We start from the raw sequence: 21347 nt of genomic DNA on the forward strand, positions 1-21347 counted from the left end.
AACTCTCCGCATCCGCATCCGCAGCATGAAACGCCCGTCAGCGGCTGAAGACCTCCACCATGCGCACCCCCACTTCGCGGCGCCGCCGTCCTGACATCGCGAGCGGCAAGCCAGTCTGGCTGTTCGACCTCGACAACACGCTGCATCGCGCGTCGCATGCCATTTTTCCCGCGATCAATCGCGGCATGACCCAGTACATCATCGACGCGCTGCAAGTCGACATCGACGAAGCCAACCGTCTGCGCACCGGCTACACGCTGCGCTACGGCGCGGCACTGCTCGGGCTCACGCGCCACCATCCGCTCGACGCGCACGACTTCCTGAAGGCCGTGCACACGTTCCCCGACCTCGGCTCGATGATCCGCCACGAGCGCGGCGTCGCGCGGCTGGTCGCGGCACTGCCGGGCCGCAAGATCGTGCTGACCAATGCGCCCGAAAGCTACGCGCGCGCGGTGCTCGCCGAGTTGCGCATCGAGCGGCTGTTCGAGCGCGTGATCGCGATCGAGCACATGCGCGATCGCCGCCAATGGCGCGCGAAGCCCGATCACGCGATGCTGCGCCGCGCGATGCGCGACGCGCACGTGTCGCTGAAAGACGCGATCCTCGTCGAGGACACGCGCTCGCACCTGAAGAACTATCGGCGGCTCGGCATCCGCACCGTGTGGATCACCGGGCACCTGCCGCGCAAGCCGCACGCGGACGGCGTACCGATGCGACTGCCGGGCACCGGCCGGCCGCATTATGTCGACCGCAGCATTCGTTCGCTAAAATCGCTACGACTGGGCACGCGCGCGGTTCGATGGAAGGGACGCAAGCCGAGACAGTAGGGACGAAAGCCGCCAACGACATCAGCCGGGGGACGACAGCCATGCAGCCGATCGACAAGCCTGACGAAGCCTCAGCGGCATCCTCCGCCGCGACACGCGCAACGCGTCCGAAGCCGGGCGAGCGTCGCGTGCACATCCTGCAGACGCTCGCCAGCATGCTAGAGGCGCCGAAGAGCGAAAAGGTCACCACGGCCGCGCTCGCCGCCCGGCTCGGTGTGTCGGAAGCCGCGCTGTATCGTCATTTCGCCAGCAAGGCGCAGATGTTCGAAGGGCTGATTGAGTTCATCGAGCAGACGCTGTTCGGCCTCATCAACCAGATCACCGGTCACGAAAGCAACGGCGTGCTGCAGGCGCGCTCGATCGCGCTGATGCTGCTCAACTTCCCCGCGAAAAATCCCGGCATGACGCGGGTGCTGACCTGCGAGGCGCTGGTCGGCGAGCACGAACGGCTGACCGAGCGCGTGAACCAGATGCTCGAACGGGTCGAGGCATCGCTGAAGCAGTGCTTGCGGCTCGCGCAGACCGAAGCGCTTGCCCGTGCCGATAACCACGCCACTGGCCATACCGACCCGCAGATTGCGCCGCAATCCACCGCACTGCCCGCCGGCTACGATCCCGCGATTCGCGCGAGCCTGCTGGTGAGCTACGTGATCGGCCGCTGGCATCGCTATGTGCGCAGCGGTTTCGCGCGCCCGCCCGCCGAGCACGCGGACGAGCAACTGCTGCTGATTCTTCAGTAGTCCGCGAGGACTCGCTCCCTTCGCGCGGCACCGTCCGCGCCGCTGCCGCGAGGAATTTTCCGCTATACTTTGCGCCTGACGCCGCCGCGGTCCCACGATGCATAACAGACCGCCCCAAGGCATCCCGAACACGTTGCACCCGGTTTCACCCCCTTTCACGCGCCGATTTGCTGACTCGATTGCGGGCGCGCGAACCTTGGGCCTCAGGCCCGCGGTTCACTATAAATGCGGCTAAAGAGGTCGTCAGCTGCGCACACCGCCCTTCTCCTCGTGCTTCGCCGACGCCGTTTAGCCGCCCTGTTGACTCAATGGCGGAATGAATGGACTCCATCGGCATCGTCGCTCCCCAAGAAATGCATTTCACCGAGCCGCTGCGATTGCGCAACGGCAGCTCGCTCGCGGGCTACGACCTGATGGTCGAGACCTACGGCACGCTCAATGCCGCGCGCAGCAATGCGGTGCTCGTGTGTCACGCGCTGAACGCATCGCATCACGTGGCGGGCGTGTACGCCGACAATCCGAAGGACATCGGCTGGTGGGACAACATGGTCGGCCCGGGCAAGCCGCTCGATACCAATAGGTTTTTCGTGATCGGCGTGAACAACCTCGGCTCGTGCTTCGGCTCGACCGGCCCGATGAGCCTTGACCCCGCCACCGGCAAGCCGTATGGCGCAGCATTCCCGGTCGTCACCGTCGAAGACTGGGTCAATGCGCAGGCGCGCGTCGCCGACGCGTTCGGCATCACGCGCTTCGCCGCCGTGATGGGCGGCAGCCTCGGCGGCATGCAGGCGCTCGCGTGGAGCATGATGTATCCGGAGCGCGTCGCCCATTGCATCGTGATCGCGTCGACGCCGAAGCTGTCCGCGCAGAACATCGCGTTCAACGAGGTCGCGCGCTCCGCGATTCTGTCGGACCCCGACTTCCACGGTGGCAACTACTACGCGCACGGCGTGAAGCCGAAGCGCGGCCTGCGCGTCGCGCGCATGATCGGCCACATCACGTATCTGTCGGACGACGACATGGCCGAGAAATTCGGCCGCTCGCTGCGTCGCGCGGAAGGCGCGCTCGACGACTACAACTTCAGCTTCGACGTCGAGTTCGAAGTGGAATCCTATCTGCGCTATCAGGGCGACAAGTTCGCCGACTACTTTGACGCCAACACCTACCTGCTGATCACGCGCGCGCTCGACTACTTCGATCCGGCCAAGGCCTTTGACGGCGATCTGACCGCCGCGCTCGCGCACACCACCGCGAAGTATCTGATCGCGAGCTTCTCGACCGACTGGCGTTTCGCGCCGGCTCGCTCGCGCGAACTGGTGAAGGCGCTGCTCGATCACAAGCGCACGGTCACCTACGCGGAGATCGACGCGCCGCACGGCCACGACGCCTTCCTGCTCGACGACGCGCGCTATCACAACCTGCTACGCGCCTACTACGAACGCATTGCAAACGAGGTCAACGCATGAACCAGCGAGCACTTGATTACCTGGCATCGCGCCCGGACTTCCGCGCGATCGCCCGCTGGGTCGAACCGCGCGCGACCGTGCTCGATCTCGGCTGCGGCGACGGCTCGCTGCTGTCGCTGCTGAACGAGGAACTGGAGGTGCAGGGCTACGGCATCGAGATCAACGACGCCGGCGTGCTCGCCGCGACGCAGAACGGCATCAACGTGATCCAGCAGAATCTCGAAGACGGCCTGCGCCTGTTCGAAGACGGCAGCTTCGATTTCGCGGTGCTGTCGCAGACGCTGCAGACCATTCATCAGACCGCTGCGATCCTGCGCGAGACGGTGCGGGTCGGCAAGCAATGCATCGTGTCGTTTCCGAATTTCGGCTATTGGGCGCATCGGCTGTCGGTGCTGCAGGGGCGCATGCCGGTGTCGAAGTCGCTGCCTTATCAATGGCACAACACGCCGAACGTGCGCGTGCTGACGATCAAGGACTTCGAAGCGCTCGCGCCCGAAGTCGGCATCGAGATTCTCGATCGTGTCGTGCTGCACGACGGACAGGTGGTGCGGTGGGGCGTGAACTGGCGTGGTAGTCTTGCGGTCTATCGCGTCAAGAAAAGCTAACCTCAGTTATCCACATGTCGAACCCGCCGCACGAGGCGCCCGCACTTACCGCTCACGAAGAACATCCCGGCTGGCGCGCGTTTTTGAATACGCGCATGCTGATTTGCGTCTTTCTCGGCTTCACGTCGGGATTGCCGCTGTTTACGCTCGTCTACCTCGTGCAGGCGTGGCTGCGCTCGGAAGGCGTCAATCTGAAGGAAATCGGCCTGTTCGCGCTGATCCAGTTTCCGTACACCTGGAAATTCGTCTGGGCGCCGCTGATGGACCGCTACGTGCCGCGCGTGCCCGGCTGGCGGCCCGGCCGACGGCGCGGCTGGATGCTCGTCACACAATTGCTCGTGGCCGGCGCGATGGCGACGCTCGGTTTCGTGTCGCCGCGTGAAGCGATCTGGAGCGTCGCCGCGCTGACCGCGCTGGTCGCGTTCTTCGGCGCGAGCTCCGACATCGTGATCGACGCGTACCGGCGTGAATTGCTCAGCGACACGCAGCAGGGCCTCGGCAACGCGGTGCACGTGAACGCGTACAAAATAGCGGCGCTCGTGCCCGGTTCGCTCGCGTTGATTTTGTCCGATCATCTGCCGTGGAGCACCGTGTTCATCGTGACGGCTGCGTTCATGCTGCCTGGCGTTCTGATGACGCTGGTCGTGCGCGAGCCCGAGGTGCATGGCCAGCCGCCGAAGAATCTGCGCGAGGCGATCGTCGAGCCGTTCAGGGAATTCATTCAGCGCGACGGCTGGCGCGGTGCCCTCTTCGTGCTCGGCTTCATCTTTCTCTACAAGCTCGGCGATACGATGGCGACCACGCTGTCCACGTCGTTCTTCCTCGACATCGGCTTTTCGCGCACGCAGATCGGCGTGATCGCGAAGACCACGGCATTCGGCGCGAGTCTCGCGGGCGGCATCATCGGCGGCATCTGGCTGATGAGGATCGGCATCGGCCGTGGCTTGTGGATCTTCGGATTGCTGCAGATGGTGTCGACGCTCGGCTTCGCGTGGCTCGCGCATCTCGGCCCGGATTCACCCGGACTTGCCGCGATTTACAACATCGCCGTCGCGCTGAGCCAGGGGACGACGAAGCTGCTGTCGTTGGTCGGCATCGACTGGAGCGTGCAGCTCGATCCGCGCTCGGTCGCGCTCGCGCTGGTGTACGGCTTCGAGACCTTCGCCACCGGTCTGACGATGGCCGCGTTCACCGCATACATCGCGAGCACCACCGATCCGCGCTACACCGCGACGCAGTTCGCACTGTTCACGAGCCTCGCGTCGGTGCCGCGCACGCTCGCGTCGGCGGCGAGCGGCTTCGTGGTCGCGCGGATCGGCTGGTTCGACTATTTCATCCTCTGCACCGCGCTCGCGCTGCCGGGCATGCTGCTGCTGGTGCGCATCGCGCCGTGGAGGGACCGGTCGTGAAGGTACCGTTTCCGACCCGCGCGCGCTGCACCGCACTCAGCGCCGCAGGCGTGCTCGGCTGCGCGAGCGTCGCGCTGGCGACGCCGATGGGCGCCTATGCGGCCGGCACGCCAGCGACTGCCGCCAGCCCGGTGAGCGGCGCGCAAGCGCCCGCGCCTGCTGCCGCCGCGACCACGAGCGGTGCGACAGCCAACCCGGCCCCGACGCCTGCGGCCAAGTCCGCGCCAAGCGGCTCCAGCGCCGAAAACGCGACCTCGGCTGCGGCCGGCAACAACAGCGGCGCCGGCGGCGCCATCCCTGGCGCGAATAACAGTACCGGCGCCAACGCCAACGCCAACGCCAACGCCGGTGCCGCGGGCGCGTCCGGCGCTAGCGGCAGCGCTCCGAGCGCCGGCGCGTCGGCCCCCGCGGCCGTCCCGCCGCCCTACTACGTGAGCCCGCAACTGCGCTACGGCGGCTACATGGTGTTCCGCAACCTGATTCCGTCGTCGATGCTCGAGGCGCAGGCCGCCGATGAGTTCAGCCAGATCGTCTACGGCGCCAGCCACGCGAACCGCCTGTACGGCGACACGGACGCGCGCGTGACGCGCGTGCGCTCGATCATCGACCGGATGATTCCGTACTCGCTGAAATGGAACGAGCGAGCCAAGGGCTGGAAGTGGGAAGTCGCGGTGGTGCGCTCGAACGACATCCGCATGTACTGCCTGCCGGGCGGCAAGATCGTCGTCTACAGCGGGATACTCGATCGCGTGCGCCTGAACGACAACGAGGTCGGCATGCTGATCGGCCACGAGATCGCGCACGCGTTGCGCGAGCACGCGCGCATGCGGCTCGGTCAGTTGCAGGCGAGCCGGCTCGATTCGTCCGGCACGATCCCGCAACTGTTCGGCCTCGCCGACCTGGGCATGGCGCCGCTAGGCATCGGTTCGCGTCTGCTGGAAATGAAGTACGAGAGCACCGACGAAACCGAAGCCGACGTGATCGGCAGCGATATCGCGTCGCGCGCCGGCTTCGATCCGCGCGCGGCGGTCACGCTGTGGGACAAGCTCGCGCAAGCGACGCGCGGCAATCGCGAGCAGGGCTTCATCTACGTGCACCCGTACACACCGGCGCGCCGCGACGATATCATCAAGCGGCTGCCGGACATGCTGTCGCTGTATGCGAAGGCAATCGGCAAGAGCGTCGACGAATTGCCCGATTACGCGGGCATCGGCCGGCCGACCCGCAAGACGGCGCGCGACTGACACCCCGCTTCTACCGACTGCTGGCGGGCCACGGCGCTGCACGCGCCGCGGCTGGTGGGCTTACTTGTTGACCTTGTGGTCGTAGTCGACGGTCAGCGGCGCATGGTCGCTGAACTTGATGTCGCGGAACACGTCGGTGCGCTTCGCCTTGCTTGCGATGCCCGGCGTCGCGATCTGATAATCGATCCGCCACCCGACGTTCTTCGCATACGCCTGACCGCGATTGCTCCACCACGTGTACTGCTCGGGCCGCTGGTCGAGCGTGCGGAACACGTCCACATAGCCGACTTCGTCGAACAGTTTGTCGAGCCACGCGCGCTCTTCGGGCAGGCAGCCCGAATTCTTCTGGTTGCTCTTCCAGTTCTTGATGTCGATTTCCTTGTGCACGATGTTCACGTCGCCGCATACGATCACCTCGCGTTCCTTCGCCAGCTCGGCGAGATGCGGCATGAACTCGTCCATGAAACGGAATTTGGCCTGCTGGCGCTCGTCTCCGCTCGACCCCGACGGCACATACACCGAGACCACCGACAGCTTGCCGAAACGCAGCTCGACATAGCGCCCTTCCGGGTCGAACTCTTCGCTGCCGAAGCCGATCACCACTTCGTCCGGTTCATGACGCGTATAGACGCCCGCGCCGCTGTACCCCTTCTTCACCGCGTGCTGAAAATAGCCGGTGAAATCGTGCGGCGCCATGAACTCCGGCGTCATGTCGTCCTGCGAGCATTTGATTTCCTGCACGCACAGCACGTCGGCGCCCTGTTCGCCGAACCATTCGAAAAAGCCCTTTTTCGCCGCCGAGCGGATGCCATTGAGGTTGGCGGTAATCACACGCAACATGTCGTTCCTCTTTTGTTCGATTCGTTTCTGAAGCCAAAGAGCGAGGCCGCGTTCACTCGACCTTGACGCCCTTCAGCGCTTCCTTGGCTGGCGGATATTCGAGCTTCAGCGCATTGAGCGTGCGCAGCAGCAGTTCGGCGACCATCACGTTGCGATGCGTCTTCGAGTCGGCCGGAATCACGTACCACGGCGCGTATTCGGTCGACGTCGCGGCCAGCGCGTCGCGATACGCGGACTGATAGGCGTCCCACTGCTTGCGCGCTTCGAGATCCGACACGTCGAATTTCCAGTGCTTCAGCGGATCGTCGATGCGCTCCTGCAAACGCACTCGCTGCTCGTCCTTCGAAATATGCAGCATGCACTTGACGATCGTCGCGCCGCTGTGGGCGAGCAACTGCTCGAACTGACGGATGTGGCAGCAGCGCTGCTGGAACTCGTCCGCGTCGAGTTCGCCCTGCACGGTCGGCACGAGCAGGTCTTCGTAGTGACTGCGATTGAAGATCGTCAGCTCGCCGGCCGCGGGTGCCTGCGAATGCACGCGCCACAGGAAGTCGTGCGCGAGTTCGACGGGCGTCGGCGCCTTGAACGGCACGATGCGCAAGCCGAGCGGGTCGACTTCGTGAAATACGGCGCGGATCGTGCCGTCCTTGCCGCTCGTATCCATGCCTTGCAGCACCAGCAGAACGCGACGCTTGCGCTGCGCGTGCAGCCGCTCCTGCAGGTTGTCGAGCAGCAGGCCCACTTGCGACAGACGCGCGCGGTCCGCGTCTTTCGAGCCGCTCGAAAACGGCTTCGCCTTCGGATCGTAATGGTCGAGCGAGAAGTGGTTCTTCTTCTTGCCGTCGTCGAAGTACGGCACGCGGAAATCGTCGAGATCGGGATGATTTGTCATGCACACACTCCGTGGTCTACGCTTAACCGGCTGAAGCGGGTCCGCAAAATAAAACGGGCCGTTGCCCTGCTTCGATCCGGCAACGGCCCGCAGTGACACGGCCGTGATCATGCCCAGCCGCGGCACTTCAACTCAGGACAACTTTTTCTTGAGCAATTCATTGACCTGAGCAGGGTTGGCCTTACCCTTGGTTGCTTTCATCGCCTGGCCGATCAGCGCGTTGAACGCCTTTTCCTTGCCGGCGCGATATTCGTCGACCGACTTCTGGTTCGCGGCGAGCACTTCGTCGATGATCGCTTCGAGCGCGCCGGTGTCCGAGATCTGCTTCAGGCCCTTCGCCTCGATGATGCGATCAGCGGCGGCTTCGTCGGTGGCCTTCTCTTCCCAGATCGCGAGGAAGATTTCCTTCGCGATCTTGTTCGAGATCGTACCGTCGGCAATGCGTTGCAGAATCAGCGCGAGCTGCACGGCCGAGACCGGGCACGCGGCAATGTCGAGGCCTTCGCGATTGAGCTGCGACGACACTTCACCCATCACCCAGTTCGCCGCGACCTTCGCGTTGGCCGGACCGACTTTCGCGACCACCGCTTCGTAGTATGCGGCCGTCGCCTTGCTCGAGGTCAGCACGTTCGCGTCGTAGGGAGTGAGGCCGTACTGCGACACGAAGCGCCGCTGAATCGCTTCCGGCAGCTCAGGCATCTCGCTCTTCACGCGCTCGACCCATGCGGCGTCGATCACGAGCGGCATCAGGTCGGGGTCGGGGAAATAGCGGTAGTCGTGCGCGTCTTCCTTGCTGCGCATCGAGCGCGTTTCGCGCTTGTCCGGATCGTACAGACGCGTTTCCTGCACCACCGTGCCGCCATCTTCGATCAGCTCGATCTGGCGACGCACTTCGTACTGGATCGCTTCTTCGAGGAAGCGGAACGAGTTCAGGTTCTTGGTCTCGGTGCGGGTGCCGAATTCCTTCTGGCCGACCGGACGCACCGACACGTTCGCGTCGCAGCGGAACGAGCCTTCCTGCATGTTGCCGTCGCAGATGCCGAGCCACACGACGAGCGTGTGCAGCGCCTTCGCGTAGGCAACGGCCTCGGCGGCGCTGCGCATTTCCGGCTCGGTGACGATTTCGAGCAGCGGCGTGCCGGCACGATTCAGGTCGATGCCGGTCATGCCCGCGAAGTCTTCGTGCAGCGACTTGCCCGCGTCTTCCTCGAGGTGGGCGCGGGTCAGGTTGATCGTTTTCTCGTACGCTTGCGTGCCGGTCTTTTCATTGGCCGGCACCTGGATCGTCACCTGGCCGCCGTGCACGACGGGGATTTCGTACTGGCTGATCTGATAGCCCTTCGGCAGATCGGGGTAGAAGTAGTTTTTGCGCGCGAAAATGCTGCGCGGCGCCACCGTTGCGCCGATCGCGAGGCCGAACTGAATCGCGCGTTCGACCGCGCCGCGGTTCATCACGGGCAGCGTGCCCGGCAACGCCAGATCGACGGGACTGGCTTGGGTGTTCGGCGCGGCGCCGAATTGCGTCGCGGTGCCCGAGAAGATTTTCGAATGCGTCGACAACTGCGTGTGGGTCTCCAGACCGATCACGACTTCCCATTGTTTGGTCATGGTGCTCACACTCCTGCCGGTGCCTGACGGTGCCAGTCGGTCGCGCGCTGGAACGCGTCGGCCAACTGAAGCATCCGGGCTTCATTGAAATAGTTGCCGATGATCTGCAGACCGACCGGGCGCTGCGCATTCGCGCCCGCGCCGAAACCGCACGGCACGCTCATGCCCGGCAGGCCGGCGAGGCTCACCGACAACGTGTAGATGTCGGCCAGATACATCTGCACCGGGTCGTCGCCCTTCGCGCCGATGTCCCATGCCACCGACGGCGCGACCGGTCCCATGATCACGTCGCACTGCTTGAACGCTTCCTGGAAGTCCTGCGCGATGATGCGGCGGATCTTCTGCGCCTGCAGGTAGTACGCGTCGTAGTAGCCGTGCGACAGCACGTAGGTGCCGACCAGAATGCGGCGCTTCACTTCGGGGCCGAAGCCTTCGGCGCGCGACTTCTTGTACATGTCGAGCAGATCGCGGTACTCGGCCGCGCGGTGGCCGAAGCGCACGCCGTCGAAACGCGACAGGTTCGACGAGGCTTCGGCCGGCGCGATCACGTAGTAGACCGGGATCGACAGTTCGGTTTTCGGCAAAGACACCTCGACGAGCGTCGCGCCGAGCGCTTCGTATTGCTTCAACGCGGCGTCGATCGATGCGCGCACGTCGTCGGCGAGACCGGCGCCGAAGTACTCCTTCGGCAGGCCGATGCGCAGGCCGGCGAGCGGCTTGTCAGCGCCGCCGTCCCCCCACGACTTGCCGAGGTAGCGCGTGTAGTCCTCGTGCTCGTGCGACAGGCTCGTCGAGTCGCGCTCGTCGAAGCCGGCCATCGCGTTGAGGAGCGTCGCGCAGTCCGCGGCGCTTTGCGCCATCGGGCCGCCCTGATCGAGCGACGACGCGAACGCGATCATGCCGTAACGCGACACGCGGCCATACGTCGGTTTGATGCCGGTGATGCCCGAGAACGACGCCGGCTGGCGGATCGAGCCGCCGGTGTCGGTGCCGGTCGCGGCGGGCGCGAGACGCGCGGCCACGGCGGCCGCGGAGCCGCCCGACGATCCGCCCGGCACGGCCTTGCGGTCCCACGGATTCTGCACGGCCCCGAAGTACGAATTCTCGTTGGACGAGCCCATCGCGAACTCGTCCATGTTGGTTTTGCCCACGCACACCATGCCGGCGTTCGCGAGACGCGCGACCACGGTCGCGTCGAACGGACTTTCGTAGTTCGCGAGCATCTTCGAGCCGGCCGTGGAGCGCCAGCCCTTCGTGACGAACACGTCCTTGTGCGCGATCGGCAGGCCGACGAGCGGGCCGGCGTGGCCGGTGTGCAGCAGCGCGTCGGCGGCTTTCGCCTGCGCGAGCGTCAGTTCGGGATCGACCTGGATGAACGCGTTCAGGCTGTTGGCCGCGTCGATCCGCTTCAGGTACAGCTGCGCCAGTTCGACTGCGGAGCATTCCTTGGCCGCAAGCGCGGCGCGCAGTTCGGTCAAACTTTTTTCATGCATTGCGTTTTATCCTGGAAAGCGCGGCAGCGTGGTCACGCTGCCGTGGAGGCGTTCGGTTGCCCGTCGGCAGACGGCCCGGCACGGCTCGCGGCGAAGCCGCGCGCCTGCGCACGAAAGGCTCGTGCCGGCGCCGGGCGGGGTCTGCCCGACGGGTCTTATTCGATCACCTTCGGCACGAGGTACAGGCCGTCCTGAACGGCCGGCGCGGGGCGCTGGAAAGCCTCGCGCTCGACCGTCTCGCTGACGGCGTCGTCACGCAGACGCAGCGCGACGTCTTCGATCTGCTCGATCGGGTGGGCAAGCGGGGCGATGCCGGTGGTATCGACCGCCTGCATCTGCTCGACGAGGCCGAAAAAATCATTGAGCTGGGCACGCGTGTGCTCGGCGTCGGAATCGGCCAGTTCAAGCCGCGCGAGATGCGCGATGCGTTTTACATCGGTCAGGGTCAGAGCCATGCAATCACCGGAAAGGGTGGAATGTCACTACGGTTAAAAAGTCGCGCTTTAACAGCGGGTTACGACAAGATAGGACAATCTAAAAAAAGGAGCGGGAACGGCAAAATGTACGCTCCGTTTCCTTCAAAACATCCAAAATTATAAGGTATGATTACGCGTTCGACCCAAACCCGGACCGACTTACCAAGGCCTTACGGACAATTCAAAGAACGTCCGGCGTTTTCCGCCCTGGCTTTGCAACGGCCTCCGGTAGACTCCCCCGCGGCTTCAAGTTCATGTGGCGTCGCTACCGCCCGGTTGAAGCTGTTATTTATTCCGCTGCCGTCCTACGCATACGGTGCGAGGCCCGGCCCCCAGCGAGACAGGATTTTGAATGTTCGGTTTTTTGCGCAGCTACTTCTCCAACGATCTGGCCATTGACCTCGGCACCGCCAACACGCTTATCTACATGCGCGGCAAGGGCATCGTTCTCGACGAACCGTCGGTCGTGTCGATCCGCCAGGAAGGCGGCCCGAATGGCAAGAAGACCATTCAGGCAGTCGGCAAGGAAGCCAAGCAGATGCTCGGCAAGGTGCCGGGCAACATCGAGGCGATCCGCCCGATGAAAGACGGCGTGATCGCCGACTTCACCGTCACCGAACAGATGATCAAGCAGTTCATCAAGACTGCTCACGAATCGCGCATGTTCTCGCCGTCGCCGCGCATCATCATCTGCGTGCCGTGCGGTTCGACCCAGGTCGAGCGTCGCGCAATCAAGGAAGCCGCGCATGGCGCGGGCGCCTCGCAGGTGTACCTGATCGAAGAGCCGATGGCCGCCGCGATCGGCGCGGGCCTGCCGGTGTCGGAAGCAACGGGTTCGATGGTCGTCGACATCGGCGGCGGCACGACCGAAGTCGGCGTGATCTCGCTCGGCGGCATAGTGTACAAGGGCTCGGTGCGCGTCGGCGGTGACAAATTCGACGAAGCGATCGTCAACTACATCCGCCGCAACTACGGCATGCTGATCGGCGAGCAGACCGCCGAAGCCATCAAGAAGGAAATCGGCTCCGCGTTCCCCGGCTCCGAAGTCAAGGAAATGGAAGTGAAGGGCCGCAATCTGTCGGAAGGCATTCCGCGCAGCTTCACGATCTCCAGCAACGAAATCCTCGAAGCGCTGACCGATCCGCTGAACCAGATCGTGTCGTCGGTGAAGATCGCACTGGAACAAACGCCGCCGGAACTCGGCGCGGACATCGCCGAGCGCGGCATGATGCTGACCGGCGGTGGTGCGCTGCTGCGCGATCTCGACCGACTGCTCGCCGAAGAAACCGGCCTGCCGGTGCTCGTCGCCGAAGATCCGCTGACTTGCGTCGTGCGTGGCTCGGGCATGGCGCTCGAGCGCATGGACAAGCTCGGCAGCATTTTCTCGTACGAGTAAGCGAGCCTTCCTCCCATGTCAGTAGCGCGGATCTGGCACACGGCCCCTTGCGGGCCGCTTTGTCGTTGGCTGGGCCGACCAGCCTCCGCGCGCTGAACGCGCTTGCCTAGCGCGCCGCCGTCTCACCCAACCGCTCACGCCCCCGGCGCCGACCATGGAATACAGTCCGCCGCCCCTGTTCAAGCAAGGCCCCTCCGCTCTCGCGCGACTGGTGTTCTTCGTCGTGCTGGCGCTTGCCCTGCTGATCTCCGACGCCCGCTTCCGGACGCTCGAAATCGTCCGCGGCGTGCTCGGCGCGGGTCTTTATCCGTTGCAGCGCGCGGCGCTCGTGCCGCGCGACATCTTCATGGGCGCCGCCGACCTCGCCGTGACGAGCGCGACGCTGCGCAACGAAAACGCAAAGCTGCGCGAGAAGGACCTGCAGCTGTCGCAGCAGGCCAACACTGCCGCGTCGCTCGCTGCCGAAAATAGTCATCTGCGCGCACTGATGCAACTGTCGCAGCAGCTGACCACGCAATCGCTTCCCGCCGAAATCCAGTACGACACGCGCGATCCGTTCACGCAGAAGGTCGTGATCGGACGTGGCGCGCAGCAAGGCATCCAGAACGGCTCGCCGGTCGTCGACGAGGACGGCGTGATCGGCCAGGTCACACGGGTGTTCCCGCTGCAGGCCGAAGTCACGCTGCTGACGGACAAGGACCAGGCGGTGCCGGTCGAAATTCTGCGCACCGGCTTGCGCAGCGTGATCTACGGCACGCCGAAGGGCGACACGCTCGATCTGCGCTTCGTGCCGATCAGCGCCGACGTGCAGACCGGCGACGAGCTCGTCACCAGCGGTCTCGACGGCGTGTATCCGCCGGGGCTGCCGGTCGCGAAGGTCGTGCGCGTCGACAGGCAGGCCGACACCGCGTTTGCGCGCGTGGTCAGTCTGCCGGTCGCGGCGGTGCGCGGCGCGCGTCAGGTGCTGGTGCTGCACGTCCAGAACACCGCGCCACCGCGTCCGGCCGACGAGCCCGACGCGGCGACGGTCGCGAAAGAAGCGAAAGCGAAGAAGGGCGCCAAAGCCGTGGAAGGCAAGGGCGCGGCGGACAAATCCGCCGCCAGGTCGGCGGACAAGAACGCCGCCGACAAAGCCCCCGCCGAAAAACCCGCCGCCAAATCCGCGGAAAAGGCGCCGGCCAAACCCGCCGCCGACAAGAAGTCCGAAAAGCCCGCAGCCGACCGAAAAGCCGACAAACCGGCCGCCGCGAAGAACGCGAAGCCGCAAGCCGAGCCGGGGGCTCAGCCATGAATCGCCCGCAATACATCCTGCAGCCGGTCAACCCGTACTTCATCGCGTTCAGCCTCGCCTCCGCGTTCCTGCTGAACCTGATGCCGTGGGGGCGTCTCGCCGGCGTGCCCGATTTCGTCGCGCTCGTGTTGCTGTTCTGGAATGTGCATCAGCCGCGCAAGGTCGGCATGGGCATCGCGTTTTTTCTCGGCCTGCTGATGGACGTGCACAACGCGAGCCTGCTCGGCGAGCACGCGCTCGCCTACACGCTGCTGTCGTACGGCGCGATCACGATTCACCGCCGCGTGCTGTGGATGTCGCTCGGCGTGCAAACCTTCGCGGTGATGCCGCTACTCGTCGTCGCGCAACTGGTGCCGTTCGTGATCCGGTTGTTGACCGGTGCGGCGTTTCCGGGCTGGAGTTATCTGATCGACGGTTTCGTCGAAGCCGCGCTGTGGCCGCTCGCGAGCATCTTGCTGCTGATGCCGCAGCGCCGCCCCGCCGACCCGGACGATACGCGCCCCATTTGAACCCGCATCGGGCCCACGGCCCGCGGCCAATTTGGGCGCACACTCTTGATGGCCGCATGCCGGCCTTTTGCAGAATCGCATGACCGAATTCAAGGACACTCAACAGCAGCTCACGAAATTCCGCCTGCGCGTCGCGGCGGCGGGCCTGTTCGTGTTCGTCTGCTTCGGGCTGATCGGCTTTCGCTTCCTGTTCCTGCAGGTCTGGCACTACAGCAAGTACTCGCTGCAGGCCGATGAAAACCGCATCTCCGTCGCGCCGATCGTGCCGAACCGCGGCATCATCACCGACCGCAACGGCGTCGTGCTCGCAAAAAACTACTCGGCCTACACGCTCGAAATCACACCCTCGAAGCTGAACGACACGCTCGATAACGTGGTCGACAATCTCGCTACGGTAGTCTCGATCGACGCGCGCGACCGCCGCCGCTTCAAGAAGCTGCAGGAAGACTCGAAGAACTTCGAAAGTCTGCCGATCCGCACGCGCCTGACCGACGACGAAGTCGCGCGCTTCACCGCGCAGCGCTTCCGTTTCCCCGGCGTCGAAGTGCGCGCGCGGCTGTTCCGTCAGTACCCGCTCGGGCCGACCGCCGCGCACGTGATCGGCTACATCGGACGGATTTCGCAGCGCGACCAGGACCGCATCGACGACGCCAGCGATCAGAACGACAGCGATCCGGACCACTACGATCCGCGTCTGGACGCGAACAACTACAAGGGCACCGATTACATCGGCAAGATCGGCGTCGAGCAGAGTTACGAAACCGAGCTGCACGGCCAGACCGGCTTCGAGGAAGTCGAGGTGACGGCGGGCGGCCGCCCGGTGCGCACGCTGTCGCGCACCCAGGCGACGCCGGGCAACAACCTCGTGCTATCGCTCGACATCGGCCTTCAGCAGGTCGCCGAGCAGGCGTTCGCCGGACGTCGCGGCGCGCTCGTGGCGATCGAGCCGTCCACCGGCGACGTGCTCGCGTTCGTGTCGGCGCCGAGCTTCGACCCGAATTCATTCGTCGACGGCATCGACCAGCAGACCTGGGACGAGCTGAACAACTCGCCCGACCATCCGCTGCTGAACCGGCCACTACACGGCACGTACCCACCGGGCTCGACCTACAAGCCGTTCATGGCGCTCGCCGCGCTGTCGCTGCACAAGCGCACGCCGAGCTGGGGCTTCCAGGACCCCGGCTACTACACGTTCGGCGGCCACACGTTCCGCAACGACGTGCGCTCGGGCCAGGGTTGGGTGGACATGAACCGTGCGATCGTCGTGTCGAACGACACGTACTTCTACATGCTCGCGCACGATCTCGGCGTCAACAACATCGCGAACTTCATGAAACCGTGGGGCTTCGGGCAGATCACCGGCATCGACATCGCCGGCGAAGCGAAGGGCATCCTGCCGTCGACCGACTGGAAGCGCCACGCGTACCGCAAACCCGAGCAGCAGAAGTGGTACGAAGGCGAGACGGTCAGCCTCGGCATCGGCCAGGGCTACAACTCGTTCACGATCCTGCAGCTCGCGCATGCCACCGCAACGCTCGCGAACAACGGCGTCGTGATGAAGCCGCACCTCGTGCGCGACATCGAGAATCCGATCACGAAGGACACGCGGCCGGTGGTGCGCGACCCGAGTGACAGGATCGCGGTCAAGCAGCAGGACATCGACTTCATCAAGCATGCGATGGAAGGCGTGATCACGAACGGCACGGCGGCCAAGGTGTTCACCGGCGCGGCGTACCAGGCGGCAGGCAAGACCGGTACCGCGCAGGTGTACTCGCTGCAAGGCGCGAACTACAAGGGTCACGCGATCGCTGAGAATTTGCGCGATCACGCGCTGTTCATCGCGTTCGCGCCCGTCGAGCAACCGAAGATCGCGCTCGCGCTGATCGTCGAAAACGGCGGCTGGGGCGCGGAGGCGGCCGGTCCGATCGCGCGCAGGGTGCTCGACTATTACCTGGTCGGCAAGAACAAGCCCGGCGTGGTCGAAGCAGCCGTCGCGGCAGCGGCATCGAACACCGTCGAAGCGTCCGCGCCACAGGTCGGTGAGACGCCGGCGCAGCACGAGGGCGCCCAGCCGCTCAGGATTGCGGCGGGCTTCAAGGCACTGCCGGTGCCGGGGGCGGCGGCTGCCGCGGCGGCCTCGGGTGCGTCGGCGGCTGTTGCGGCTTCGGGCGCGAACGGCGCGTCCGTGCCGGTGGCGGCATCGGCTGGCGCGGCGGCAACGGTGCCGGCCAGCGCACCGGCAGCGGCTTCGGCCAGTGCGGCGCGGGCGGCGTCGGCGGCCAGGGCGGCATCGGCTTTGGCCGCGGCAAAGAAATCCGCGTCGCGTACGTCCGACGCCCCGCACAAACCCCGTCCGGCCAGCGAGCCGGCGCCGAGCGTCGCGGCCCCATCGCGCGAGGACGGCGTCCAGGGCGCGTCACCGCGCCAGCCCGCCACCGGCGGTGTCGACGAATAAGGAGAAAGGCATGCAATTCGACAAGCGCGCCTGGCTCGACCGCATCAAGCGGATGTTCGCGGGCTTCGACCGTCCGCTCGCCCTGATCGTGTTTCTGCTGCTGTGCGTCGGCATCGTCACGCTGTACAGCGCGAGTCTCGATATGCCGGGCCGCGTCGAAGACCAGTTGCGCAACATCCTGCTCACCTTCGTGCTGATGTGGGGGCTCGCCAATGTGCCGCCCAACACGCTGATGCGCTTCGCGGTCCCGCTTTACACGTTCGGGATCGCGTTACTGGTCGCGGTCGCGATGTTCGGTCTCACGCGCAAAGGCGCGAAGCGCTGGATCAACGTCGGCGTGGTGATCCAGCCATCGGAAATACTGAAGATCGCGACACCGCTGATGCTCGCCTGGTACTACCAGCGCCGCGAAGGCGTGATGCGCTGGTACGACTACCTGGTGGGCTTCGCGATCCTCATCGTGCCGGTCGGCCTGATCGCGAAGCAGCCCGACCTCGGCACGGCCGTGCTCGTGTTCGCCGCCGGCCTGTTCGTGATTTACTTCGCGGGGCTGAGTTTCAAGCTGATCGTGCCGGTGCTGATCGCAGGCGTGATCGCGGTTGTGTCGATCGCGGCGTTCCAGGACAAGATCTGTCAGCCCGAAGTGCAGTGGCCGCTGATGCACGACTATCAGAAGCACCGTATCTGCACGCTGCTCGATCCGACCTCGGACCCGCTCGGCAAAGGCTTCCACACGATTCAGGCGGTGATAGCGATCGGTTCGGGCGGCCCGCTCGGCAAGGGCTGGCTGAAGGGAACGCAAGCGCATCTGGAGTTCATCCCGGAAAAGCACACCGACTTCATCTTCGCGGTGTTTTCGGAAGAGTTCGGATTGGCGGGCGGGATCGTGCTGCTCACGCTGTACATGCTATTGATCGCGCGCGGGCTCTACATCGCGGCCAATGGCGCGACCTTGTTCGGGCGATTATTGGCCGGCTCGTTGACGATGGCGTTCTTCACGTACGCGTTCGTCAATATCGGCATGGTGAGCGGCATTCTGCCGGTGGTCGGCGTGCCGTTGCCGTTCATGAGTTACGGCGGCACCGCGCTGACTACACTGGGTGTCGCGACCGGGCTGATCATGAGTGTCGCGCGACAGAAGCGGTTGATGCAGAGCTAAGCGTCGCTAACGGCACGCAGCAATCGAAAATGCCAAAAGGGCGCTCGTTGCGAGCGCCCTTTTGCTTGATTGCTGCTTCACTACTGGGGTTTCACTTCCTTCTGATCGCGCAACTGCGCGCTCAACTGCTGATACTTCAGGCGCGCGGCCGGATCGCCCTGTGCCGCCGCGGCCGCGTAATACGCGCGCGCCACATTCAGATTCCGGTCGACACCATCGCCGCCGCGCTCGTAGAACGAGCCGGTCACATACTGCGCGGTCATGTCGCCGCCCTGCGCCGCCTTCTTGTACCAGACGAACGCCTGCTTGTTGTCGCGCTCGGTACCACGTCCGTCGAGGAACTGATTCGCGAGCGCGAGTTCCGCCTGCACATGACCCTGCGCGGCGGCCTTCATGAACCAGCGATGCGCCTCCACCGGGTCGCGCTCGACGAACTCGCCATCGTCGTACATCTTGCCGTACACGTATTGCGCGTGCGACATGTTCGCATCGGCGGCCTTGCGCAGCCACTTCTTGCCTTCGTCGACGTTGACCGGCGTGCCTTCGCCGTTGAGCAGCATCATCGCGTAGTTGAACTGGGCGAGCCGGCTGCCGCGCTCGGCGGCCTCGCGGAATTCGGTCAGCGCAGCGGCGAGGTTGCCGGCGTTGTAATCGGCCACCGCGGATTGCGTCTGCGGATCGTTCGACCTGGCGACGTGATCCTGTGCGTACGCGACGCTCCACGCGGTACTCGCGAGCAGCGCCGCCGCAATGGTCACTTGCGCGGCCGCCCGCGCAATCCTCGGCCCGGCGCCCCGCTGCACTCTGCCGTTCATGACCTCACCTCCTGTAATGCCTGGCGCGTCGCGCGCAACATCCAGATCACGTCCGCGGCCAGCGCCACGAAGCGAAAGCCCGCGTCGCGATGCTGCCGCGCGCCGGCCACGTCCATCGCGAAGATGCCGGCGGCAATGCCGGCTTGGCCGGCCGCGCTGACGATGCGCGCCATCGCCGCCTGCACGTCCGCGTGCTTCGCGTCGCCGAGATGACCGAGGCTCGCGGCCAGATCGGCCGGCCCGACGAACACGCAGTCGACGCCCGGCGTCGCCGCGATTTGCTCGACCTCGCGCAAGCCGCGCGCCGATTCGATCTGCACAATCGTCGCGATTTGTGCGTTCGCCGTCTGCACGTAGTCGCGCCGCATGCCGTAGCCGGCCGCACGCACGACGCCCGCGACACCGCGCAGGCCGTCGAGCGCCTCCGCGGTCGGATATTGGGTGAGCCGCACGGCGCGTGCCGCGTCTTCAGCGGATTCGATGTTCGGGAACATCAGCGTGCGCGCGCCGGCGTCGAGCACGCGCTTGACGAGCCACGGCTCGCTCGCGGGCACGCGCACCACCGGCTCGCTCGGCAGATGGGCGGCGGCGATCGCGCGCAATTGCGACTCGACGCCGCCGCTATCGTTCGGCGCGTGCTCCATGTCGATCAGCAGCCAGTCGAAGCCGGCGTGCGCGAGCGCTTCGGCGGCGGCCTCGCTGCCGAGCGACAACCACAGCCCGAACAGCGGCGCGTTGTCCTTCAGACGTTGTTTGAGGGAGTTGGTGAAGGTGCTCATCGGCTGGCCTCGCGCAGGTTTGCAATGCGAAGCGGGGCCAGATAGCGAATCAGGCAGGCACCGGGGCGCTGACGGCCTCGATGCCTGCTGCGACGCGATGCGGTGACCGGCATGTCTCGCTCCGGGTGTTGGTCGGAACGATCATACCGTGACAATAACGCGAGAGTTCGCTCGCGCGGCGAGATGTGGATTCAGGCGGGAAGCTAGTCGCGGACCACGTCGGCCCAGCAGTTCGGCGTCTCGTACAGACGCACTTTATGCAGGCGCAGGTTCACGCCGTAGTGCGCGTCGTAGACGTTCGCGAGGATATCGAATGCAATCGCGGCAAGGTTCTCGACGGTGGGGATGCGATCGATCACGACCGTCTTGTGACCCGCCATGCTGTCGAGAAAGCCACGCACCTGCGTGTCGCATTCGTAGACGAGAAACGCGTGGTCCCACTTGTCGACCAGGTGCTCGTTTGCGAGCGACTTCACGTCGGCGAAATCCATCACCATGCCGCGGTCGGGCGCGCCTTCGGTGTCGACCAGATCGCCTTGCAGCGTGATTTCGAGCACATAGCGATGGCCGTGCAGATTACGGCACTGGCTGCGGTGATCGGGGATGCGGTGGCCCGCGTCGAATTCGAGTTTTCGGGTAATCGTCAGCACGGCAAATCAGGGAATGTTCAGATACTTGTGAGTCTGCATCGACAGGCGCCACTGCGGATGACGCTTGCACCAGTCGATCGCGAGCTTCGTGTTGATGTCGCGCGACGGACCGTCCATCGGCTGGACGAGGAAATACTCGAAGTCGAGCTTCGCGTAGTCGGCGAGGCGCTGGTTGTCCTGCGGGATCACGACCTTCAGTTCGTTGCCCTTCGTCACGACGAGCGGCGCGTCGGCCTTGGGGCTCACGCAGATCCAGTCGATCGTGTCGAGCACCGGCAGCGAGCCGTTGGTCTCGATCGCGATCTCGAAGCCGGCCGCGTGCAGCGCGACGACGAGCGGCTGATCGATCTGCAGCATCGGCTCGCCGCCGGTGCACACGACGAAGCGTTCGCCCTCGCCTTGCGGCCATTGCGACGCGATCATCGCGACGAGTTCGTCAGGTGTACGGTACTTGCCGCCGTTCTCTCCGTCGGTGCCGACGAAGTCGGTGTCGCAGAAACGGCAGACGGCTTCCGCGCGATCCTCTTCGCGGCCCGACCACAGATTGCAGCCTGCAAAACGGCAGAACACGGCCGGCCGCCCGGCATTCGCGCCCTCACCCTGCAACGTGTAGAAGATTTCCTTGACCGCGTACGTCATGCTGCTTTCTGTCCTGTGTTCCTGAATCAATGATGCGCGCTCTTGCGCGAACCG

At 65.1% G+C, this 21347-nt stretch carries 20 protein-coding genes; 11 read left to right on the forward strand and 9 right to left on the reverse strand.

The annotated features are described in order from the left end of the window. The first annotated feature begins 59 nt into the window (after positions 1-59). The 6 genes from AB3X86_RS03410 (at position 60) to AB3X86_RS03435 (ending at position 6291) form a co-directional block, all read left to right on the forward strand. Entirely contained in the window at positions 60-827 is a 768-nt protein-coding gene (locus AB3X86_RS03410) for a pyrimidine 5'-nucleotidase (RefSeq protein ID WP_368594917.1), read from the forward strand. Positions 828-868: 41 nt separating this feature from the next. Beyond that, positions 869-1567, forward strand: a complete 699-nt coding sequence (slmA, locus tag AB3X86_RS03415) for a nucleoid occlusion factor SlmA (protein ID WP_176380663.1) — start codon at positions 869-871, stop codon at positions 1565-1567. 320 nt (positions 1568-1887) lie between these two features. After that, the gene (locus tag AB3X86_RS03420) at positions 1888-3033 is read left to right on the forward strand and encodes a homoserine O-acetyltransferase (protein ID WP_368594918.1); all 1146 of its coding nucleotides are present in this window, start codon (positions 1888-1890) and stop codon (positions 3031-3033) included. Next, complete coding sequence (gene metW / locus AB3X86_RS03425; RefSeq protein ID WP_368594919.1) at positions 3030-3638, forward strand: methionine biosynthesis protein MetW; 609 nt, start codon at positions 3030-3032, stop codon at positions 3636-3638. Before AB3X86_RS03420 ends, metW begins: the two co-directional genes overlap by 4 nt. A gap of 14 nt (positions 3639-3652) precedes the next feature. Continuing rightward, entirely contained in the window at positions 3653-5047 is a 1395-nt protein-coding gene (locus AB3X86_RS03430) for an AmpG family muropeptide MFS transporter (RefSeq protein ID WP_176122350.1), read from the forward strand. Continuing rightward, entirely contained in the window at positions 5044-6291 is a 1248-nt protein-coding gene (locus tag AB3X86_RS03435) for a M48 family metallopeptidase (protein WP_368594920.1), read from the forward strand. The genes AB3X86_RS03430 and AB3X86_RS03435 overlap by 4 nt, the downstream gene beginning before the upstream one ends. A gap of 60 nt (positions 6292-6351) precedes the next feature. On the opposite strand, the gene AB3X86_RS03440 is transcribed toward AB3X86_RS03435, so the two are convergent. The 5 genes from AB3X86_RS03440 to gatC all read right to left on the reverse strand — a co-directional run bounded on the left by AB3X86_RS03440 (position 6352) and on the right by gatC (position 11579). Then, positions 6352-7131 (reverse strand): exodeoxyribonuclease III, encoded by a 780-nt coding sequence (locus AB3X86_RS03440; RefSeq protein WP_176109821.1) that lies wholly within the window; start codon positions 7129-7131, stop codon positions 6352-6354. 52 nt (positions 7132-7183) lie between these two features. Next, on the reverse strand, positions 7184-8023 hold the full coding sequence (locus AB3X86_RS03445) for a PPK2 family polyphosphate kinase (RefSeq protein WP_368594921.1): 840 nt from the start codon (positions 8021-8023) through the stop codon (positions 7184-7186). 132 nt (positions 8024-8155) lie between these two features. Further along, the gene (gene gatB / locus AB3X86_RS03450) at positions 8156-9631 is read right to left on the reverse strand and encodes an Asp-tRNA(Asn)/Glu-tRNA(Gln) amidotransferase subunit GatB (protein ID WP_368594922.1); all 1476 of its coding nucleotides are present in this window, start codon (positions 9629-9631) and stop codon (positions 8156-8158) included. A gap of 5 nt (positions 9632-9636) precedes the next feature. After that, entirely contained in the window at positions 9637-11124 is a 1488-nt protein-coding gene (gatA, locus tag AB3X86_RS03455) for an Asp-tRNA(Asn)/Glu-tRNA(Gln) amidotransferase subunit GatA (RefSeq protein ID WP_368594923.1), read from the reverse strand. 155 nt (positions 11125-11279) lie between these two features. Then, positions 11280-11579: an Asp-tRNA(Asn)/Glu-tRNA(Gln) amidotransferase subunit GatC gene (gene gatC, locus AB3X86_RS03460; protein WP_176109825.1), complete on the reverse strand. Its 300-nt coding sequence runs from the start codon at positions 11577-11579 to the stop codon at positions 11280-11282. Between the two features lie 373 nt (positions 11580-11952). Between gatC and AB3X86_RS03465 the strand changes: the two genes are divergently transcribed. The 5 genes from AB3X86_RS03465 (at position 11953) to rodA (ending at position 18410) form a co-directional block, all read left to right on the forward strand. After that, positions 11953-12996 carry a rod shape-determining protein gene (locus AB3X86_RS03465; protein WP_004189550.1) on the forward strand — a complete coding sequence of 348 codons (1044 nt, stop codon included), beginning with the start codon at positions 11953-11955 and terminating at the stop codon, positions 12994-12996. 154 nt (positions 12997-13150) lie between these two features. Further along, positions 13151-14287 (forward strand): rod shape-determining protein MreC, encoded by a 1137-nt coding sequence (mreC, locus tag AB3X86_RS03470; RefSeq protein WP_368594924.1) that lies wholly within the window; start codon positions 13151-13153, stop codon positions 14285-14287. Beyond that, positions 14284-14796 carry a rod shape-determining protein MreD gene (gene mreD / locus AB3X86_RS03475; protein ID WP_176109827.1) on the forward strand — a complete coding sequence of 171 codons (513 nt, stop codon included), beginning with the start codon at positions 14284-14286 and terminating at the stop codon, positions 14794-14796. The genes mreC and mreD overlap by 4 nt, the downstream gene beginning before the upstream one ends. A 79-nt stretch (positions 14797-14875) precedes the next feature. Then, positions 14876-17251, forward strand: a complete 2376-nt coding sequence (gene mrdA, locus AB3X86_RS03480; protein WP_368594925.1) for a penicillin-binding protein 2 — start codon at positions 14876-14878, stop codon at positions 17249-17251. A 10-nt stretch (positions 17252-17261) separates the two neighbouring features. Next, the gene (rodA, locus tag AB3X86_RS03485; protein WP_176109829.1) at positions 17262-18410 is read left to right on the forward strand and encodes a rod shape-determining protein RodA; all 1149 of its coding nucleotides are present in this window, start codon (positions 17262-17264) and stop codon (positions 18408-18410) included. 80 nt (positions 18411-18490) lie between these two features. On the opposite strand, the gene AB3X86_RS03490 is transcribed toward rodA, so the two are convergent. The 4 genes from AB3X86_RS03490 to queE all read right to left on the reverse strand — a co-directional run bounded on the left by AB3X86_RS03490 (position 18491) and on the right by queE (position 21293). Then, positions 18491-19225, reverse strand: a complete 735-nt coding sequence (locus AB3X86_RS03490) for a tetratricopeptide repeat protein (RefSeq protein ID WP_368594926.1) — start codon at positions 19223-19225, stop codon at positions 18491-18493. Next, on the reverse strand, positions 19222-20004 hold the full coding sequence (locus AB3X86_RS03495; RefSeq protein WP_368594927.1) for an HpcH/HpaI aldolase/citrate lyase family protein: 783 nt from the start codon (positions 20002-20004) through the stop codon (positions 19222-19224). The genes AB3X86_RS03490 and AB3X86_RS03495 overlap by 4 nt, the downstream gene beginning before the upstream one ends. Positions 20005-20207: 203 nt before the next feature. Then, positions 20208-20651: a 6-carboxytetrahydropterin synthase QueD gene (gene queD / locus AB3X86_RS03500; protein WP_368595004.1), complete on the reverse strand. Its 444-nt coding sequence runs from the start codon at positions 20649-20651 to the stop codon at positions 20208-20210. A 9-nt stretch (positions 20652-20660) separates the two neighbouring features. Continuing rightward, positions 20661-21293, reverse strand: coding sequence for a 7-carboxy-7-deazaguanine synthase (gene queE, locus AB3X86_RS03505; RefSeq protein ID WP_368594928.1), 633 nt, complete (start codon positions 21291-21293; stop codon positions 20661-20663). Positions 21294-21347: the final 54 nt, after the last annotated feature.

Origin of the sequence: Paraburkholderia sp. BR14374, assembly GCF_040948685.1 — a bacterium.
Taxonomy (GTDB): Bacteria; Pseudomonadota; Gammaproteobacteria; order Burkholderiales; family Burkholderiaceae; genus Paraburkholderia; species Paraburkholderia youngii.

Bases quoted from the DNA above. Each gene is read 5' to 3' on its own strand.
- AB3X86_RS03410 (WP_368594917.1), top strand. From the start codon at position 60: ATGCGCACCCCCACTTCGCGGCGCCGCCGTCCTGACATCGCGAGCGGC.
- slmA (WP_176380663.1), top strand. From the start codon at position 869: ATGCAGCCGATCGACAAGCCTGACGAAGCCTCAGCGGCATCCTCCGCC.
- AB3X86_RS03420 (WP_368594918.1), top strand. From the start codon at position 1,888: ATGGACTCCATCGGCATCGTCGCTCCCCAAGAAATGCATTTCACCGAG.
- metW (WP_368594919.1), top strand. From the start codon at position 3,030: ATGAACCAGCGAGCACTTGATTACCTGGCATCGCGCCCGGACTTCCGC.
- AB3X86_RS03430 (WP_176122350.1), top strand. From the start codon at position 3,653: ATGTCGAACCCGCCGCACGAGGCGCCCGCACTTACCGCTCACGAAGAA.
- AB3X86_RS03440 (WP_176109821.1), bottom strand. From the start codon at position 7,131: ATGTTGCGTGTGATTACCGCCAACCTCAATGGCATCCGCTCGGCGGCG.
- AB3X86_RS03445 (WP_368594921.1), bottom strand. From the start codon at position 8,023: ATGACAAATCATCCCGATCTCGACGATTTCCGCGTGCCGTACTTCGAC.
- gatB (WP_368594922.1), bottom strand. From the start codon at position 9,631: ATGACCAAACAATGGGAAGTCGTGATCGGTCTGGAGACCCACACGCAG.
- gatA (WP_368594923.1), bottom strand. From the start codon at position 11,124: ATGCATGAAAAAAGTTTGACCGAACTGCGCGCCGCGCTTGCGGCCAAG.
- gatC (WP_176109825.1), bottom strand. From the start codon at position 11,579: ATGGCTCTGACCCTGACCGATGTAAAACGCATCGCGCATCTCGCGCGG.
- AB3X86_RS03465 (WP_004189550.1), top strand. From the start codon at position 11,953: ATGTTCGGTTTTTTGCGCAGCTACTTCTCCAACGATCTGGCCATTGAC.
- mreC (WP_368594924.1), top strand. From the start codon at position 13,151: ATGGAATACAGTCCGCCGCCCCTGTTCAAGCAAGGCCCCTCCGCTCTC.
- mreD (WP_176109827.1), top strand. From the start codon at position 14,284: ATGAATCGCCCGCAATACATCCTGCAGCCGGTCAACCCGTACTTCATC.
- mrdA (WP_368594925.1), top strand. From the start codon at position 14,876: ATGACCGAATTCAAGGACACTCAACAGCAGCTCACGAAATTCCGCCTG.
- rodA (WP_176109829.1), top strand. From the start codon at position 17,262: ATGCAATTCGACAAGCGCGCCTGGCTCGACCGCATCAAGCGGATGTTC.
- AB3X86_RS03490 (WP_368594926.1), bottom strand. From the start codon at position 19,225: ATGAACGGCAGAGTGCAGCGGGGCGCCGGGCCGAGGATTGCGCGGGCG.
- AB3X86_RS03495 (WP_368594927.1), bottom strand. From the start codon at position 20,004: ATGAGCACCTTCACCAACTCCCTCAAACAACGTCTGAAGGACAACGCG.
- queE (WP_368594928.1), bottom strand. From the start codon at position 21,293: ATGACGTACGCGGTCAAGGAAATCTTCTACACGTTGCAGGGTGAGGGC.